The sequence below is a fragment of the Tenacibaculum sp. 1B UA genome, from assembly GCF_033978845.1.
Taxonomy (GTDB): domain Bacteria; phylum Bacteroidota; class Bacteroidia; order Flavobacteriales; family Flavobacteriaceae; genus Polaribacter.
Map to the genome: position 1 here is coordinate 1 of NZ_JAKVUA010000030.1, position 17,574 is coordinate 17,574.

Consider the following 17,574-nt stretch of genomic DNA (forward strand, 5'->3'; position numbering starts at 1 on the left):
GAAGAACCTTATTTACGAGTAACCGAGTATTTAAAATACAAGAACTCCAAACGCAAAGAAAACGAAAAGTGGAACATTAGTGCGATAAAGCCCATGCCAAGCTTTTTATACGCCAACAAAAAAGTAGATGTAGGCGGTACAGTGTCCCTGTTAACAGGTTCGTCAGTAGCCAAAAGAGGCGTTACCAATTTGATGGGAACTCCCTAGTCAAAGGACGTGTGTTTGTAGCCAATGGCATCACGTTTAAATGCGCCATTGACGATGCCAACAAACCAGAGCAAGACATTGCCTATAGCATTGCCAAAGTTCCAAATACCTTAATGCAATCGATGGTTGTAGTCAAGCAAAAAAACGAAATCCTGATTGAACTACCGATTTGTGACATTTTAGGCGCTACCGAAAGCGGTAACCACTATTTCAAATTAGGCTCATTTGCGCTGTTGGAAGACGATACCATTACCGAAATCGAAATCCAATACCCAGAAGGTGCAAAAATCACGTTAGAAGACGGAAAAGCCCTGTTCGCTTCTGCACGCTTATCAGGATTTGCCACCTATCAAAAACGCTAAGCTCATTTTTATAACCACACTTTGCGCTAAGACAAGCGCAAAGTGTTACCACAAGTACCAAAGATGAAAAAGATATACAAACGCATAAAAATCAACAAAGACCTTTTAAAGACCAATCTTCCCCCAGAAGAACTCTTACAAAATGAGGTCAGCGATACCATTCCCACAGGAAAAGTAATCGGAGTGTATTTTATCTCCTATATGCCCCCTATGGACACAGGTATGCCCACAGGAGAAACCATGGCAAGACGCTTAGTTCCTTTTGGGATTTCTCAAACAGACATTACCCTGAAAGACAGTAGAGGGCATTTGCTGACTGAGACCACGGACATCAAAGACTATGAACACAAAAGCGGAGGCTATAACGAGGGCTTTAAAGAGCTTGACTTTGAAAGCAAAAACGAACGTGTAACTATCAGTTGGGAAACCCTAGGAAGCAGACCCATCTGTGGCGAGTTCATTTTTGAGATAGAAGCCCCTAACCCGTGCTAAGGATGAAGACCATATACCACAGCGAACAGTTTACCGATGATTTTGAGATAAACTTTTCAGAGAAAAACGATTGCAAAGGCGTTGTAAAGCTCGAGATACACCCACACGAGCTAAGCGTTCCTTTGCTTATCAAAGACGGTTCAGGACAGCGAATCACTGCCCAAGCCCCCTTTGTAATAAACACCAATCATCCAATTGTAGACGGCTTGATACGCTTTGAATTTTCAGAATATCCAGCACTCACAGCCGTACACACAACACCCTTTAAAAAAGCCATAGTAAGGTATTTATATTGTGAATAATCAATTATCGAACATCGTAGAAAACCACCTACAAGGAGGAAGCAATCATGTCATCAAGGTATCCAGTAACGGCGTAAAACTTGTCAAGTCTACTTCGGCACAGAAGTACGCCTTTACCTTAGAAGACATAGAAAGCAAATACGGTTCGATAGCCCAATTTTTACAAGCCTTACCCGAAAAAGGATTTAGCGGAGCGGTGGTCTTTACCCTACAAAAAACCTATACCAAGGATGGTAAAACCACCTATCACACGCTACAAACACTCACAGAAAAATTAACCCAAGATATGAATGCTACCGACCCCACCACCGCCTTTTTAGGAGCGCCAGAGCTGATGGCAAAGATGGTACAAGCAGAACGTTCGGCAGACTATAAAGAACAAGTACAAGAGCTAAAAGAAACCCTAAAAGACCTGCGTTCCCGCAATCGAGTATTAGAGGAAACCAACAGCTCACTTACGATTAAGTTAGAGACAGCAAAAGAACGAGAAGAACTCAGAGTCGAGCGAGAACTGCTGAAGAAAAAGAGCTTTTTAGAAACCCCTGCCTTTGAAAAGACGATGGAAACCTTGGGTGGGATGCTTCCTAAAATCTTAGCAGCTTCAGGAAGTAATGCCACAGGACACCCGAGTCAGTTAGCAAGCCCGAATGTTTCGCCCATACAAAAAGCCTTTGTACAAAAGCTTCCCACTGCCACCGACGAACAAGTGATGTTTTTTAACTATTTGCTTGACAACTGGCAAGAAGATTTAATCACACAAGTAGCACAAATTATCGAACAACAACAAGAACACCATGAAGATACAAACTAAAAAAGAAGCCATCGCCCAATTAGAAAAATTACCAGAAAAAGTATTGATACGCCTAGCAGAACTATCCAGTCATAAAGAAGCACAAAGCTACTTTGCATGCCCGATAAAATACGGAGCGGTCAAGAGCTTTTTGAAGTAGAAAGCAAGAAGAAGATACAGGAGAAAAAAAAGCGATGAAAAAGAAAACAAGTGTATCGAAAATTGCCACCCGAAACAACGCTAAAAAAGCGGTAAACAAAGCCAATGAAGCCAGTGCCTTTTTACTAGCCAACAAACCACTACTGATAGCAGCAGGCGGAAGTGTCGTTGCGTATTTCCTATACAAAAGGCTCAAACAATCAGCCGATGCGGTAACCGAAGTCTTTCAAGACGTAGCAAACGACCATATCGAAGCAGACCTACACATCAATACAGGAAAGCTAAGCATAGATAAAGAACAAGCTAAGATTTTAGCCAAGTCCTTACTAGATGCTTTTAACAACACCGCTTTTGGACTTCCTGCCACCGATGAAGCCAAAGTACAACAAGTCTTTGACAAACTACAAACAGGCGATGACTTTAGACTCGTGTATAAAATCTTTGGCAGAAGAAAACGCATGGGAGGGAAAACCCCAACGGTATGGCTCGATAAAAAGCTTGCCGATGATTACGATTTAATCTACTGGCTCAAAGCAGAGTTTCAGAGACGTGGGATAGGCAATTATATCACCAAATTAAACAACGAGTACAAAGCGCAGACATGCCCTTTTAAACAAAAAAAATGAAAAAGAACAATGGAAGCAAGTTTACCAATTTACGGGTTGGCATGTCCCGACACCCAACAAGCCCAAGAAGAATTTGACACGAAAAAAAATTGCGGATGTACGATGAATACAACAGCACAACAATTAATCAGCGGAATCATTATCAACGGAAGCACAGGAAAACCCTTTGAAGCAGGGCTTGTCAATGTGTACAATACCCAAACCAAAAAAGGAACAACGCCCGATGCAAACGGAGCATTTCAATTGTATGCCAGTCCTACCGATGTGATACACATTTCTTTTGTGGGCTATGATACCCTACAAATAGCAGCCTCAAAACTACCTGCCACCATCACGTTGCAGGAAAGCTCGGAACTACTATCAGAAGTAGTGATAACCGCTAATAAGAAAGGAGATAACAACTATATCTATGCCAGTATGGGACTGTTAGGCTTACTGTTTATGTATGCCATTGCCAAGGATAAGAGAAAGAATAAAACGACGACCTAATGGAATTAATACTCATGCACTGGGAAAAAATCACAGGCTTTTTAGGACTGATTTTTTCCTTTTTCGCAGGCTTTAAAATGCGGAAGATACGCCACCAAGAAGCCAAGAACTTAGCCCTAGAAAGACGTTACAAAGCCGATTTACAAAAGCTAGAGAATTACAAACGAGCCTTTGACATCAATGCAGAAATGATAGAAAGCATTAAAAGTGATTTTATGGCTCGTATCGGTTCACTACATCAGTATATCGAACAATTAGAACACATGAACACAAAGCTACACAGTATTGTAGCCAAGCAACAAAAAGAACTCGACAAATACATTACAAAATATGGAAAAGACATTTAAAATACTCAGTATTGTTTTACTACTACTGATTACAGCGTGTGGGACAACCAAACACAGTAAGACCCATAGTTTAGAAACCCAAGTGGATAGTGTCTATATACAAAAAGACAGCGTACAGAGCATCACTATCAATAGCGCTATTCAAGATAAAATATTTATAAAAGTTGCCACTGGAGACACCCTACTAGACAGCCTCGTAAATCAAAAATTACAACACTTTACCAGTAATAAACAAAGCGGTACAAATAGCTATAACGTTCGCTACGATACCCAAGCCCAAGGATTTGAGATACGCAGTACCATAGGCGCTACCAAGGAGATTGTAACCAAACAACGGGATAGTACATCAACGAGCCAGTACAAAAAGAAAAAACAAGAGGTAAAAGAGCAAACGACAACACACCGACTGCCTTTATGGGTTTGGGTACTGCTCTTAGTGCTAGCAGGCATGGTCTATGGAATCGTCAAAACAACCTAAAACTAAGAATGAACACAAGAAAGCTATGGGTTGTTGGAGCGGGCATAGGCTTGGTAACCCTAACCGCTTTTATCAGCCAAAAGAAAGTCCAACTAACCCGTATTATAGAACAATTACAGTTTCGTGTTTCAGGAATTAGAAATGTGCAGCTCTCATGGCAACACATCGCCTTAGAACTAGACATACAATTACGAAACCCAACCCAAGAACATTTGAACATCAATACAGGATTTATAAGTGCAAAAGAGCTACGGGTGTATGAAAAGAAGACAGGGAAACAACTCGCTTTTACCAAGCTGAATACCCACAAAATTAGTATTCCTATTGGTGGTATGTACCAGTTACCACCCACGCACATTAATCTGCCAGTACTCACCGTTGGACAGTTGGTGTTTGAGGAGCTTCAAAAAAAGCAACAGGACTTTATAAAGGCGTTGCGTTTTGAACTGGACGTAGCCACTTTAGGAAACACACGAACCGTACAATTTTAAAAAAGAAGAAAAAGAAAAAAAGAAAATGGCAAGCTATGAACTATTCAAACCCTCTTTAGAACAAGCAGAGGGCGGGTATCAAAACCTAAAAAACGACAAAGGAAACTACAACTCAAAAAAAGAACGTGTTGGAACCAATCACGGAATTTCCGCTAAATTCTATGAAAAGATACTAGGCAGACCTCCGAGTATCAGTGATATGAAAAGCCTTACCAAAGTAGAAGCCCACATCCTTTTTAAAAATGAGTTTTGGGACAAAATGCAAGCCGATAGCATCCGTAGTCAAGCAGTGGCAGAAATGATAGTCGACCATGCGATAAACGCCAATCCAAGAGTAACCGCAGGTATCGTACAACGCTCTTTAAACCGATACTTTGGCAAAAACCTACAGGTAGATTATGTCATAGGATCTAACACTGTCAAAGCCATTAACTCGGTAGATGCCAAACAGCTTTTTGAGCGCATAGGAAAAGAACGTCTCGCCTATTATAAACGCTTAAAAGACTACCAATACTTTGCTACGAGTTGGACAGGAAGAGTGTTTGCACTAGCCCATAAGTTTGGTGTTGACCTCAAAAAAAAAAGGCAACAACGTTGCTGGTAAGTATTACTAGTATAGCCCTTATCAGCTATGTGATATATACAAAAGCTAAAAAGAAAAAGAAAAAATAAGATGAATACCATACAAAAATTTCAAGCCTTAGACGGCAAGGAAGTCAGCCGAAGTACCTTAGAAAGATTAGTAACACAGGCAAAAAAAGAAAACAATACGGAGGTTATTTATAGAGTCTCAAAAATCTTAAACGACCACCCTAAATACACCACGTTTAACATTTCAGTCAAACGATATGCCACAGGACTCAACGCACCAAGGCATACAGGAGCTTACAAAGAAGCCTTAACCAGTTGCGGACGTTTGCGCAAAGGATGGCGTTTTATCAAAGGACGTGTAGTCAAAGCAAGACCGAATGTTCCAAAGCCCACTCGAAAAGGATTGGCAGCCCCAAAAAGAAAAGAGGGATTGACGGCAAACGGACGTTTGAAAAAAGGCTATAAATATGCAAAAGGAGGTAGGATTGTAAAAGCTACCTCAAAAAAAAAAGTGTTGTAGCACCTGTCACTAAAACCCAACAACCTGCTGAAAGCATCCCCTTAGAATTTTTAGCAGGTTTAGACTTCATTCAGGAAGAAGACACCAACACCACAGGACTGGGTGCGCCTGTACGTCCCGACCAAATCTATCAGATGATTACGGATAAACTTATCGGTGCTATCAAGAGCGCTAAAGGAACACCAAAATTGGGATGGGATGATACCTTTTTAGAAAAAGGCGGGTATCTATCGCCTGTAAGCTTTACTTCTAAAAAAGCCTATAGAGGCATCAATATCATACTGCTAAAAAAAGGCAATCCCTTTGGAGCGTATCAAAACCCTTATTTCTTAACCTTTAAGCAAATACAAGAAGCAAAGGGGAAACTCAAAAAAGGCGCTAAAGGATTAGAGGTAATCTACTTTACCCGCTTGTACAAATTCTCAGATGTTCAAAAAGGACTCGAACACGCCACCTATAACAAACAAAAAATGCAAGACTTTTTACAATCGAAAGGCTATGATACAAATCATTTTGATTTTCTCGTACAAACCATACCTATTTTAAAATACTACACGGTGTTCAACGGAGCAGATATTGAGGGGATTGATTTTGGATTGGACAAATTAACCGCTTTGGAAAAAGCACGTTTAGGTTTTGTTGCACCAAGTGCCCCTCACAATACAGAAGAAAAGAACCCGATAGCAGAACGTATCATTCAACACTTTCCGAAAGACAGTGCGAAGATAGTACACGGATTTAAAGGAGCTAGTTACAACCCCACTCAAGACAAGATAAAAATGCCTAAGTACGAAGCCTTTTATCAGAGTGTAGACTACTACAGTACACTATTCCATGAAATGATACACAGCACAGGACACCCAAGCCGATTGAATCGTCCTTTTGGAAAACGTTTTGGCGATGTGGTGTATGCCAAAGAAGAACTCATAGCAGAATTTGGAGCGGTGTTTTTATCCGCACAAGCAGGGATTTTATGGAAGACACAAGCAAACCATGCGGACTACCTAAAAAACTGGCAATTGGCGTTGCAATTTATGCAAGAAGACACAAAACTTTTAATGCGTGCAGCTAGTGAGGCACAAAAAGCAGTGGATTACCTCTTACAAGTAGATACCAATAAAGAACCTAAGTTTTACAAAGCACTGGTAAAAAAGAGTCAAAAGCCAACTCTTAAACCAACGAAAACACCCGCTTTAAACAGACCCATCAAAAGAGTATCAAAGCCTCAATCCAAAAACAATGTACCAGGGAATCTCAATACAAATTCGGTAGCCTACAAAAGAAAGCAATTACGACATAGAACCTTTGAGTATTACCAAATTGAGGATGCTGTATTGGCAAGCTTTTTAGGAAAATTAGAGATAAAAACCAAAGAAAGTTTGGTGATTACCCTAGCAGGGAAACGGGGTTCAAGTAAAACACACTTTGCGTTTAAGTTTATCAATGTATTAGCTCAAAAATACAAGGTCGGTCATGCCTCTATGGAAGAACACCCCGAAAGTGCGTTGTATTGGGACAAAGCGGATATGTATTTTAATGAGGTAGCAGAACGAAACTTGTCCAATCCTGATATTGAAAACCTAGACCAATTAGACAAGTTGATTAGAGAAAACGATGTGATTGTAATTGATAGTTTTGCCAAGTTAAAGGAACTGGATAGCAAGTTTGAAATTGACAAAGACTTGCGAAAGAAGTACGACGAAAAATTGTTTTTTATCATCTTCCAACAAACGGCAGACGGTAAAATGCGTGGTGGTGCTAAAAGTGGATTTGATGGGGATTGTATTTTCTTTACCGAGAAAACAAACCATTACAAAACCAACTTTATTTACACGGATAAAAACCGTTACCAAGACAAGCTACTCGATGAGTTGAAATACAATATTTATTCAGGTAAACTCGACCTGATTGTGTCTGAAGAAGTAGTTACAGAAAATGTGATGCCGAAAGAGGTGGAGCTTTAGGGTATATCCCGCAAGATGATTTACAATTGTTTTGCGGGATTTTTTGTACTAAGAGTTAATAAAATAAAACCTTACTTTTGTTTCTATGGATATAAAATTGACAGAAGCGGAAAAAATAAAAATTCTAAATTCCGATGATATTTACGGAATCATGCAAAAGGTATTACTCCGTGAAAGTAAGATAGACCAAAACAGAGAACATTTTTGGATTATTGGATTGGAAAACAACAACCGTATTCTTTTTATAGAACTGATAAGTTTAGGGACAGTCAATGCAACGTTGGTAGAACCTATGGAGGTCTTTAGTCTTGCCCTACAAAAAAGAGCTGTAAAAATTGTGTTATGTCATAACCACCCAAGTGGAGAGTTAACGCCTTCTGACAATGATAAGAATTTAACCGATAGATTGATACAAGTAGGTATTATAGTTAATACCCATGTAATAGATCATTTGATTATTTCTGATAAGAGTTACATGAGTTTTAAAAATATTGGGCTTTTACAGGAGTTAGAAAAAAGTAAAAAATATGTTCCTCAATATGTCTTAGAAGAACAGATAAAAAAGGACATGTCGAAAATAATCGAAAAGAATAGAAATATCGAGATAGCTAAACAGTTAAAAAGAAAAGGAGTCGATAATGAAACGATTGTTTTTGCTACTGGTTTAACTATAGAGGAAGTGGAGAAACTAAGAGTGAAGCGATTGTAAATATGTATTCATCAAGTTCTATTTAAAACTTGTCTGAATTGGTAGAAGAAACGCTCTATCAAACGTAAATCTTCAGTAATGATTTCTGCTGTTCCACGCATTTCATGTTTAAATACTATAGTTTTATCATAAGAAGTAACTAACTTTTTAGGAAGTAGCACATCTACCGTATAAAAACCTTCTTTATCAGGAATTATAGAAATATTATTGACTGTTCCTTTTAAAACACCAAACTCATAATCAGGGTAGTTTTGCAATTTTACATTTACTCGTTGTCCAATTGTTATTTTTCCAGAGTTCTGAGAAGGAGTTTTTAGCTTAGCTATATAGGCTGAATATTGAGAAGGAATAATAGTAAAAACTAAGTCACCCTGTGTTACGGTTTGATTTTCATTCCAATAATTCAAAAAAGAAACAGTTCCGTTTATTTTAGATATAAAAGCATATTGTAATTCCCAATCTTTAATAGCTTTCTTTAATAAATTAAAAGATTGAATAGTATTTTTTAATAAGGTCATTTCTTCACGAATACGAGTGATTTCAGTACCTTTAGAGGTTTTATTACTGTTGGCAATTGCTTCACGTAATTGAGAGATTGAAGAACTCATGTTTTGATAATTGCGCTCTGCCTGCAAATAATCTAATTGTTTAGTTTCATTATCTTTTGCAGAAATTACACCTTTTTCAAATAAAGATTGACTTCTATCTAAGTCTTTCTTTTTAAAACCTAATTCAGCTTTGTTTATTTTTTTTTGAGATTTAAGGTTTTGTAGCCTTCTTCTTAGTTCAGATGTAGTAATGCTGTTAGCAATTGCTTCATTTGAGTAAGGTTGTAGTTGTTTGTTTAAAATATATTGTATATAACTGTTCTCAAAATTAGCGTAGGCATTTTCAATATCTCCAAGAAATAATAGAGGCATTTTTTCAAGAGGGTAAGAAAAGCTATCCTTTTTCAAGGTAATAGTATCTAAAACAGATTTTAAAAAAAATACATCTTCATAATTAGCTGTGTTTTCGATAAGAGCTATAGGACTGTTCTCTGTGATTTGTTGGTTGTCTTTCACTAAAATAGTGTCTATTTTTCCAGTAACTCTAGCAAATGCTTTTTGAGGAGGAATTTTTGTAGTTATAGTAGCCTCTGAAGTGATAATATCTGGATACTTGATAAACCAAGATAAAAGTAACAGCATTAAAATTAAGACTAAAAATAAAGAATTCCCCCAACGAATCATCCAATGAGGTACTTTAGTTAGTATTTCTTGTACTTCTTCGCTTCGTAATTCTATATTATCTAAATGATTATTTTCTGGCATTTTATTTTCCTAATTCTAATTGATTTTTTACCAAATGATAGTAATTCCCTTTTTCTTGAATTAAACTATCATGATTTCCAACTTCTACAATTTTTCCTTTATCCAAGACAACTATTTGATGTGCATTTTTTACAGTACTTAACCTATGTGCAATAACTACTGCTGTTTTATTTTCAAAAAAAGTATTAAGTTTTTCCATGATGACTTTTTCATTGTTGGCATCCAAAGCAGAAGTTGCTTCATCAAAAAATAAAAAGCTAGGGTTTTTATAAACAGCTCGAGCAATAAATAAACGTTGTTTTTGCCCTGTACTTAACCCTACACCTTCCATTCCTATCTTGGTATTATATGAAAGGGGTAAATTTTCTATATACTCTTTAATGTTAGCGACATCAACTGCGTGAGCTAGTTTTTTCTTGTCAATATAATCATCACCAACAGCAATATTATTAGCAATAGTGTCATTGAAAATATATCCCTCTTGCATTACTACACCACACTCATCTCTCCATTTTTTTTGAGATATATTTTTTAAATCATAGTTGCCTAACTTTATAATTCCATTATTGGGGTCATAAAACTTTAGTAGTAACTTCATTAAGGTAGTCTTACCGCTTCCGCTAACCCCTACGATAGCAGTAACTTTATTTGCAGGAATATGAAGGTTTAAGTCTTTGAGTACTATTTGCTCAGAACCTATATATCGAAAAGATAAATCAGAAATCTGAAAATCATCATTCACATTAATATCTTTTATTTTTTCAGTATCCACAGGTTCTTCATCTTCTTTATTATGAATTTCAGAAAGTCTATCTAAAGAAATTTTAGCATCCTGTACTTCTCTTACAAAATTTATTAATTGCGCAATAGGTGAATTAAGTTGTCCTACAATGTAGCTAATGGCTAGCATCATTCCTAATGTTATCTCTCCATCAATTACTAGCTTAGCTGATAAAACAGTAATTAAAATATTTTTTAACTCATTTATAAACCCTGAACCAACACTTTGATACTGCTCTAAAACCAAGCCTTCAATTGAAACTTTAAATAATCGTGCTTGAACAAACTCCCATCCCCAACGTTTTTTCTTTTCAGCATTATGAAGCTTTATTTCTTGCATTCCATTAATAAGCTCGATTACCTTTGATTGCTCTTCACTTACTTCGGAAAAACGTTTATAATCTAAATCCTTCCTTTTCTTTAAAAAAATAGCAATCCATAAAAAATAAAAGAAACTTCCAATTAAAAATATCACAAAAATTTGTAAATTATAATACACTAAAACAAGGCTAAAAACCACCAAGTTAACCATTGAAAACAATACGTTTAAAGAAGATGTAGTCATAATCGTTTCAATTCGTTTATGGTCATTTATACGTTGTAAAATGTCTCCTGTCATACGAGTGTCAAAATAAGATATAGGCAAACTCATTAGTTTTATAAAAAAATCAGAAACAAGAGATATATTTATTCTTGTGCTCAAGTGCAATAAAATCCAACTACGTACTATTTCTATAGCTGTCTTACCTATAAAAAGAGTTAATTGGGCTACTAGTACTAAATAAATAAAGTGTAAGTCTTGATTTTTAATTCCTATATCAACAACATTTTGAGTTAAAAAAGGAAAGATAAGTTGAAGACAACTAGCAGCAATTAAACCAATTATAAGTTGCCAAATATAGTTTTTATACTTCAGAATATATTTTGATAAAAAATTAAAACCAAAATTATTACCTTGATTACTGTTAAAGTTTGAATTATAAAATTTGGGGGTTGGTTCTAAAAGAAGAGCTATGCCTTCTTGAGTCTCCTTCTTAGCATTATTTCCTATCCAGTTTCTTAAAAACTCTTCTCGATTATACTTTAATAATCCGTGTGCTGGATCAGATATATAAAATGTATTCTTTTTAATTTTATATAATACAGAATAATGATTTTTATTCCAATGTAAAATACAAGGAAGAGGTACACTATGAAGAGCTTTTAAAGAGAGCTTTACACCTATACTTCTTAGTCCAATTTTCTCTGAAGCATCACTAAGTCCAAGAAGAGAGCTACCTGACCTTGTCGTCTCACTTAAACTTCTTATTTCTTTGGTTGGGATTGTTTTACCATAGTGTTTAGATATTATTTTTAGGCAAGTAGGGCCACAATCTTTTATTTCTTTTTGTTTATAGAAAGGGAATTTAGAAATCATTAATTCAAAATAGTATTTTTAATATGTAGAGAGAGAAAACCTCTCTCTACATTTGTTTACTATAGCCAAGATGCTGAACCGCAACTTTCACAGCACCAACGTCCTCCTGCACTAACAGCTTTTTTGGCATCAGCTTTACTAACACCATAATCAGTAACAGTTGTTTCGTAAGCATTACCATCATAATCGTAAGTAATAAATGTTGTTGTGTAACCACATGTACCACCTCCATTAACTGATTCTTGTTGTTTTTTTTCTAAAACAGTTAATCCTTCTAAATTTAAAATGTTCTCTAACATAATTTTATTATTATTAAATTAAAAAAGCTTGAATTTTTTAAAGACACTCAAGAGATATGTCTACACACATGATATTATTCTTCTATATATGAATTTATTTGAGAATCAAACTTAGGATCCTTAGGGCTTAAAGCATTTTTATGAACTATTTTGCCTTTCTTATCAAACACTATATATCTTGGTATACTACTTAGTTTTAGTTCTTTGAAAAAATTGGCATTAGGGTAATTTACTGTTAAATAACTTTTGTCATAAAAATGTAAATTCTCTTCAGCTACTGCATTTTTCCAGTCATTAATGTTTCGATCTATTGATATGTATATAAAAACAATATCTTTATCTTTAAATTCAATTATTTTCTTTTTTGAATTAGGCATGGCGTCTCTACAAGGTTTACACCAACTAGCCCAAAAGTCAATATAAATAACCTTCCCTAAATTTTCTTTCAATATAGTGTTAAGACTTGTTTTCTTTTTTTCAGAATCAATTAATATAACGTTATTAACTTCATCTTTAAGTTTCAGGTAATCTACAAGATATTCATTACCAATCTCTTCTATTAACTCTTTGTTTTTAGATACAGAAACAAACTTTTTATATCTAGTTTCAAAGTCTTTTATAGAAAAATCCTTGGCAACACCTTTTAAAAAATGCGATAGCAAAAAATCCTTCTCTTCAGAATCATATATACTAGATTGAAAAACATAATCAAATGCGGCTATCGAGTTAATAGAGAACCCATTAGCTGTTTTTACAACCTTTTTGTCTAACTTACCCATTGTTTGCTTCAAAAGCATTCCTGTATAAGTATCAATATGTAAATCATTAGAGCTTTTTATTATACTATCTATATTTTTACTTTCTAAGTTGTAAAAAAGACTTTTACTATAGTATTCATGGGTTCTTTCAGATAGTTTGTCTTTTTTATATAAAGAATCAATTCCTTTAACTTTTTGAATTAAGTTTTCTTGCATTTGCTCTTTATAAACTTTTTCTTCATTAGGAGTTCTATGTTTTTTGTTTTTTTTCAGGTAGTCATGAAAATTTAAAGGAGTTTTATACTTATCAAAAAAACTATAAATATTATAGTCATATTCTTTAATCGTTCTGTTTTTATTTAGCACTTTAAGTTTTGGAATACCTTCTTTATAATTAATTAGTAAAGAGTCCCCTCTTAATAAATTATAAGTCTCGAACTTATTAAAGTTGTATCTAATTTTAAGGAAAATTTCATCTTCATCTATACTAAATTTAGATTTTTCCTCAATATTTAATTCTCTTTTCACAAAATTATTTTTTGATTTATAACTTAAAAAAGGTTCTTTAATCGTTAAAAATTTTGTCTTACTAATTTTTAACGTGTCGTTTAGTTTTGGTAATCCATTAATTAAGATGACAATTTTCTTTTCTTTATTAAAACTTTCTGTTACTTGTTTTTTTGCTTTTGAACAGTTGAATAGAAAAGGTAAAAAAGCTAGGATATATAGTTTGAATTTCATAAAAATAATAATTAAGGCAATGCTTTTGAAGACTTATTAAATCTTAAAGAAGTGCTTCTTTAAAAAAGAAGCACTCAAAAAATTATAGCCAAGAAGCTGAACCACAACTTGAACAGCACCAACTTCCACCAGCCCAATTTTCACCAGCGTAGGTTGCAGAGTTGAAGGCTTCGTCTCGTGTTAAATTTCTTTCCACAATTTCTACATAAGTTCCATCAGCTTCATATTTTCTCATAATAGAAGCACATGTGCCACCTCCATTAACTGATTCTTGTTGTTTTTTTTCCAAAACAGTTAATCCTTCTAAATTTAAAATGTTCTCTAACATTTTTTTTTATTTTTAAGTTAATAATTCTTTGAACTTTTTAAGACACTCAAAGACTATGTCTACTCATGTGTGATTTTATTTATTGACCATAACTTCTATAAAAAGTTCCAAATCAGAAATTCTATAGAATTCAGGAAATTTTTTTCCATTAATTAAAATTGAAGGAGTTTTCTCTAAATTATTAGACCTACACCAATCTACTTGTTTCTCTAAAAGTTTATTATAATTTGAATTTGTACATTCTCCCCATTTATTAGTCCATTTCTCTATTTTTATTCTTTCATACCAATGATTAAAACTTTCATTAAAATCATTATTTTTTTCAATATATAACTGTAAAAGCCTTTCAGAAATTTTAGTCCTAGGGTCTTGTCTATTTTGATAAGGAACAAAAAAAACAAGATCAATAGAAACATCTTTTGAAAATTTGTTTAATATTCTTTTATATACATCATGTGCCTCAAAACAGCTTTCACAAAGAGGGTTAGTAATACCAGTTATTATAATTGTTGGGTTTGTAGAGCCTAATCTTATAGTTGGAAAATCATATTTATTGATGGGATTAATTGATTTGAAATAAGAAAAAAATAATTTATAATTTTTTCTAAAAGTTGTATTCTCAATAGTTAAAAATTCATTTTCAAGAGAAGCTTCCATTAAAGTTTTAAAATAATACCATAAAGAACTTATTGTTGTTATTAAAAATGTCATATAAATAACAGCGGAAAGATTATATATAAGTTCATTTTTAATAAAAAGTAGAGTAAAAAATTGGGCAACTAAAACGAGAGAAACAGCCAAACAAAGAGGACACCACTTTTTTATGTTAAAAAACTGCTGATATAATGAGTATATGACAATAGGAATAGATACATAAGAAATTACATAGAATAAAAAGCTATCATGAAAAGACATAAAAGCTAATGTTAAAAAGGAGAAGTATATAACTGATAGGTCACTTAAGTCAAAAACACTCAAAATCTTTCCTTTTTCTGAGTTTAAAACAGAAGTACAGTCAGTATTATTAGAGAATGAACAAAACTTTGAATTAGTCAAAGAACTTTTGTTTTTTTCTATTAATATTAAAATGCTTAATACTAATCCCACTAGGCATAATGCAAAATATGAAGTTTTAATAAATGAGTTAGTTTCAATAACTAAAAACAAAGCAGATAAAAAAACAAGTGAGGTTGCTACCAAATAATTTTTAGTTACCTGATTTAGAATGCTTTCTTTTTTATTCTTTTTTTCAATAGCTATTATAAGTCCAGTCCAGTTACTAATAAACTCATCTTTATGAACAACAAAGGATGTTTTTTTATCAACTGTTAATTCTACCTTATTATTGTTTTTTTTTGAAACTAAAGCCCAATCAGACTTTTTATCATTACCAAGTTGAGCTAAGAAACAGTCAGGAAGTTGATCAAGAGAATTTTTTGGGGCTTTAGCAGCTACATTCTTAATTTTAAAAAAATTTAATGTGTTTGTTATTGGTAGTATTCCTTCGTCGGGATCACTAAATAATTGTAGTTTTATTTTCTTTTCTTCGATAGAATAGCCAAACTCTTTAAATAATTTTATTATTATAAAAAGTATTTTCTCCATAATATGCTAATGTCTTAAACTCCTTAATTAATAGAGTTAAATTATTTTTAACAAGATTATATTTGAAAATCAATTTCATCAGATAGCAATTTCTCAGATAGCAATTTCTCAGATAGCAATTTCTCAGATAGCAATTTCTCAGATAGCAATTTCTCAGATAGCAATTAATTCTCAAAAACTTATCGCAAATATATAAAAAAAGATAAATTAAAACATGATGTTTATTTTTTTATGATAAAATATGCTTTATTAAAACTTAATAGTGTAATTTTCTGTATAATCGTCAGGTAAAGAAGCTCCAATATCTCTTAAATAATTATCTAATCCACTTAATGACTTATGTCTTGTTATAGTCATTAACCTATGTTTTGCCTGCAAGTCAGTTAATCCCTGTTTCTTAAAAGAAGTAAAGAGTATTTTTGCTGCTGTGTGTCTTGCTGAATAGATACTATGGTTGTCATTTAGGTTAATCTCTTTTCCTATATCATCTTTTAACTTCTTGAAGCGTCTACTAAAAAACTCATTTTTAGAAGACTCTTTTTTTACATCCCATTTCCCTGGGATTTCTTTTTTGGTAAATAGAAAATCATCAGCATGATAGTTTTCTAAATTCATTTTTTGAAAAACCTCTTTCAAAGGTTCAATTATCAGAATATTAGCCCTTTCTGTTTTTGTCTCCGCAAATAATATAGTGTTGTTCTGTAAATCAATATCTTTTATTTTCAATCTACAAATTTCAACTGGTCGCATTAGAGCATAAATGACAAATTTCATGTATTGATAAAGGTATTTATCATTTTTCACAAGGTAATCCTTTATTGCTTCTAACTGTTGTATTGTGAAGGGTTGATTTTTTTCAGGCTTAGCTTTTAGTGATGGAATATCTTTAACAAAATTATAGCTTAGAATATCGTCAGCCACTAATTGAGACATTAAAGAAGAAATAAGCCTTTTAAAGTTATTTCTAGTTGTATTAGATGAAGTGTCTGAGATGTGGTTTAAAAATATTATAATATGTCTTTTAGTAAGTTGGTCTATATCTTTATTGGCAAGCTTTTTTTCTGTTATCCATTTAACAAAAATGTTATACATGCTAGAGTTCCCATGTTTTGTTTTTTCAGACCAAACTTTATTTTTTTCATTCAAAGCTACCTTTAAAGCTTCTGATATTGTATAGTTTTTCTTGTCCAAAATTTCTTCCTGTTTTTCTTCAAAAGGGCTATAACCTTCTTGAAGTAAACGGAGTCTTGCTTTTTTTAATGCATTACCTATTCTTTTTCTTTCTGTTATGGTTTTAACTCTATTCAAACCTCTTTTTTCAATTACTTTATCCATAGCCCCTGTGAATGGATTTCTATAATAATACCATATATACCACGGCTTATTTATATTAGGTTTATTAGTTCCTTCAATCTTTGGGATATAAAGCTTAGGTTCAGAAAACATTTTTTTAATTGAAATTACAGGTACTTTTGTAGGTACTTTTTCTTTGTCAAAGAAAATAAAATTTTTCATCATTTATGTTTTTAATTTATAAATGACTGATAAACATATTTATAATTGATTTTTTAAAATTCTTGAACTTTGTTTAAAAAACGAAAAACGTTATATTCAAAATCCATACTCCAAGTATGGTTTAATACATTTGGAATCTCTAGAGGTTCTTTAAACCTCCTCGCTATGACGTTTACTTATATTTCCTTATTTTTACTCTATGAATATTATCATTATCACCGGAGGAAGTAAAGGAATCGGTAAAGCCTTAGCCGAAAAATACGCACAAGAAAACTACAGAGTGTACTCACT

At 33.5% G+C, this 17,574-nt stretch carries 24 protein-coding genes; 16 read left to right on the plus strand and 8 right to left on the minus strand.

Going from position 1 to position 17,574, the window contains the following annotated elements; genetic code table 11:
* The 15 genes from MK851_RS15175 to MK851_RS15245 all read left to right on the plus strand — a co-directional run.
* Window positions 1-207, plus strand: a 207-nt coding sequence (locus MK851_RS15175) for a hypothetical protein (RefSeq protein WP_320244804.1), incomplete at its 5' end; no start/stop codon positions are given.
* 11 nt (window positions 208-218) lie between these two features.
* Window positions 219-569, plus strand: a complete 351-nt coding sequence (locus MK851_RS15180) for a hypothetical protein (RefSeq protein WP_320244805.1) — start codon at window positions 219-221, stop codon at window positions 567-569.
* Between the two features lie 210 nt (window positions 570-779).
* Window positions 780-1,061 carry a hypothetical protein gene (locus MK851_RS15185; protein ID WP_320244806.1) on the plus strand — a complete coding sequence of 94 codons (282 nt, stop codon included), beginning with the start codon at window positions 780-782 and terminating at the stop codon, window positions 1,059-1,061.
* Between the two features lie 2 nt (window positions 1,062-1,063).
* On the plus strand, window positions 1,064-1,363 hold the full coding sequence (locus MK851_RS15190; protein WP_320244807.1) for a hypothetical protein: 300 nt from the start codon (window positions 1,064-1,066) through the stop codon (window positions 1,361-1,363).
* Window positions 1,356-2,174 carry a hypothetical protein gene (locus MK851_RS15195; protein WP_320244808.1) on the plus strand — a complete coding sequence of 273 codons (819 nt, stop codon included), beginning with the start codon at window positions 1,356-1,358 and terminating at the stop codon, window positions 2,172-2,174. The genes MK851_RS15190 and MK851_RS15195 overlap by 8 nt, the downstream gene beginning before the upstream one ends.
* The gene (locus MK851_RS15200) at window positions 2,158-2,313 is read left to right on the plus strand and encodes a hypothetical protein (RefSeq protein ID WP_274635355.1); all 156 of its coding nucleotides are present in this window, start codon (window positions 2,158-2,160) and stop codon (window positions 2,311-2,313) included. Before MK851_RS15195 ends, MK851_RS15200 begins: the two co-directional genes overlap by 17 nt.
* Before the next feature lie 34 nt (window positions 2,314-2,347).
* Window positions 2,348-2,938 (plus strand): hypothetical protein, encoded by a 591-nt coding sequence (locus MK851_RS15205; protein ID WP_320244810.1) that lies wholly within the window; start codon window positions 2,348-2,350, stop codon window positions 2,936-2,938.
* Window positions 2,939-2,947: 9 nt separating this feature from the next.
* Complete coding sequence (locus tag MK851_RS15210; RefSeq protein ID WP_320244812.1) at window positions 2,948-3,427, plus strand: carboxypeptidase-like regulatory domain-containing protein; 480 nt, start codon at window positions 2,948-2,950, stop codon at window positions 3,425-3,427.
* Window positions 3,427-3,774 carry a hypothetical protein gene (locus MK851_RS15215; protein ID WP_320244814.1) on the plus strand — a complete coding sequence of 116 codons (348 nt, stop codon included), beginning with the start codon at window positions 3,427-3,429 and terminating at the stop codon, window positions 3,772-3,774. Before MK851_RS15210 ends, MK851_RS15215 begins: the two co-directional genes overlap by 1 nt.
* Window positions 3,758-4,252, plus strand: coding sequence for a hypothetical protein (locus tag MK851_RS15220; RefSeq protein ID WP_320244816.1), 495 nt, complete (start codon window positions 3,758-3,760; stop codon window positions 4,250-4,252). Before MK851_RS15215 ends, MK851_RS15220 begins: the two co-directional genes overlap by 17 nt.
* Before the next feature lie 8 nt (window positions 4,253-4,260).
* Window positions 4,261-4,743 carry a hypothetical protein gene (locus tag MK851_RS15225; RefSeq protein ID WP_320244818.1) on the plus strand — a complete coding sequence of 161 codons (483 nt, stop codon included), beginning with the start codon at window positions 4,261-4,263 and terminating at the stop codon, window positions 4,741-4,743.
* Window positions 4,744-4,768: 25 nt separating this feature from the next.
* A complete protein-coding gene (locus MK851_RS15230; protein WP_320244820.1) occupies window positions 4,769-5,347 on the plus strand; it encodes a glycoside hydrolase family 108 protein in 579 nt (192 codons plus the stop codon).
* 69 nt (window positions 5,348-5,416) lie between these two features.
* Window positions 5,417-5,854 carry a hypothetical protein gene (locus MK851_RS15235; RefSeq protein WP_320244822.1) on the plus strand — a complete coding sequence of 146 codons (438 nt, stop codon included), beginning with the start codon at window positions 5,417-5,419 and terminating at the stop codon, window positions 5,852-5,854.
* Between the two features lie 134 nt (window positions 5,855-5,988).
* Window positions 5,989-7,818, plus strand: a complete 1,830-nt coding sequence (locus MK851_RS15240; protein ID WP_320244824.1) for an ArdC family protein — start codon at window positions 5,989-5,991, stop codon at window positions 7,816-7,818.
* 85 nt (window positions 7,819-7,903) lie between these two features.
* Window positions 7,904-8,527 (plus strand): JAB domain-containing protein, encoded by a 624-nt coding sequence (locus tag MK851_RS15245; RefSeq protein WP_320244826.1) that lies wholly within the window; start codon window positions 7,904-7,906, stop codon window positions 8,525-8,527.
* 11 nt (window positions 8,528-8,538) lie between these two features.
* Here MK851_RS15245 and MK851_RS15250 read toward each other — a convergent pair whose 3' ends face one another.
* The 8 genes from MK851_RS15250 to MK851_RS15280 form a co-directional block, all read right to left on the minus strand.
* Complete coding sequence (locus MK851_RS15250) at window positions 8,539-9,840, minus strand: HlyD family secretion protein (protein ID WP_320244828.1); 1,302 nt, start codon at window positions 9,838-9,840, stop codon at window positions 8,539-8,541.
* Window position 9,841: 1 nt separating this feature from the next.
* Window positions 9,842-12,034 (minus strand): peptidase domain-containing ABC transporter, encoded by a 2,193-nt coding sequence (locus MK851_RS15255; protein WP_320244840.1) that lies wholly within the window; start codon window positions 12,032-12,034, stop codon window positions 9,842-9,844.
* Window positions 12,035-12,096: 62 nt separating this feature from the next.
* Window positions 12,097-12,336 (minus strand): hypothetical protein, encoded by a 240-nt coding sequence (locus MK851_RS15260; protein WP_320244830.1) that lies wholly within the window; start codon window positions 12,334-12,336, stop codon window positions 12,097-12,099.
* 74 nt (window positions 12,337-12,410) lie between these two features.
* Entirely contained in the window at window positions 12,411-13,835 is a 1,425-nt protein-coding gene (locus MK851_RS15265; RefSeq protein ID WP_320244832.1) for a TlpA disulfide reductase family protein, read from the minus strand.
* A gap of 82 nt (window positions 13,836-13,917) precedes the next feature.
* Window positions 13,918-14,163, minus strand: coding sequence for a hypothetical protein (locus tag MK851_RS15270; protein ID WP_320244834.1), 246 nt, complete (start codon window positions 14,161-14,163; stop codon window positions 13,918-13,920).
* Window positions 14,164-14,238: 75 nt separating this feature from the next.
* Window positions 14,239-15,768: a vitamin K epoxide reductase family protein gene (locus MK851_RS15275; protein WP_320244836.1), complete on the minus strand. Its 1,530-nt coding sequence runs from the start codon at window positions 15,766-15,768 to the stop codon at window positions 14,239-14,241.
* Window positions 15,731-15,943 (minus strand): pentapeptide repeat-containing protein, encoded by a 213-nt coding sequence (locus MK851_RS15700; RefSeq protein WP_413788394.1) that lies wholly within the window; start codon window positions 15,941-15,943, stop codon window positions 15,731-15,733. Before MK851_RS15700 ends, MK851_RS15275 begins: the two co-directional genes overlap by 38 nt.
* 74 nt (window positions 15,944-16,017) lie before the next feature.
* The gene (locus MK851_RS15280) at window positions 16,018-17,283 is read right to left on the minus strand and encodes a tyrosine-type recombinase/integrase (protein WP_320244838.1); all 1,266 of its coding nucleotides are present in this window, start codon (window positions 17,281-17,283) and stop codon (window positions 16,018-16,020) included.
* Window positions 17,284-17,482: 199 nt separating this feature from the next.
* Between MK851_RS15280 and MK851_RS15705 the strand changes: the two genes are divergently transcribed.
* Window positions 17,483-17,574: SDR family NAD(P)-dependent oxidoreductase (locus tag MK851_RS15705; RefSeq protein ID WP_413788395.1), on the plus strand; the 92-nt coding region annotated here is incomplete at its 3' end.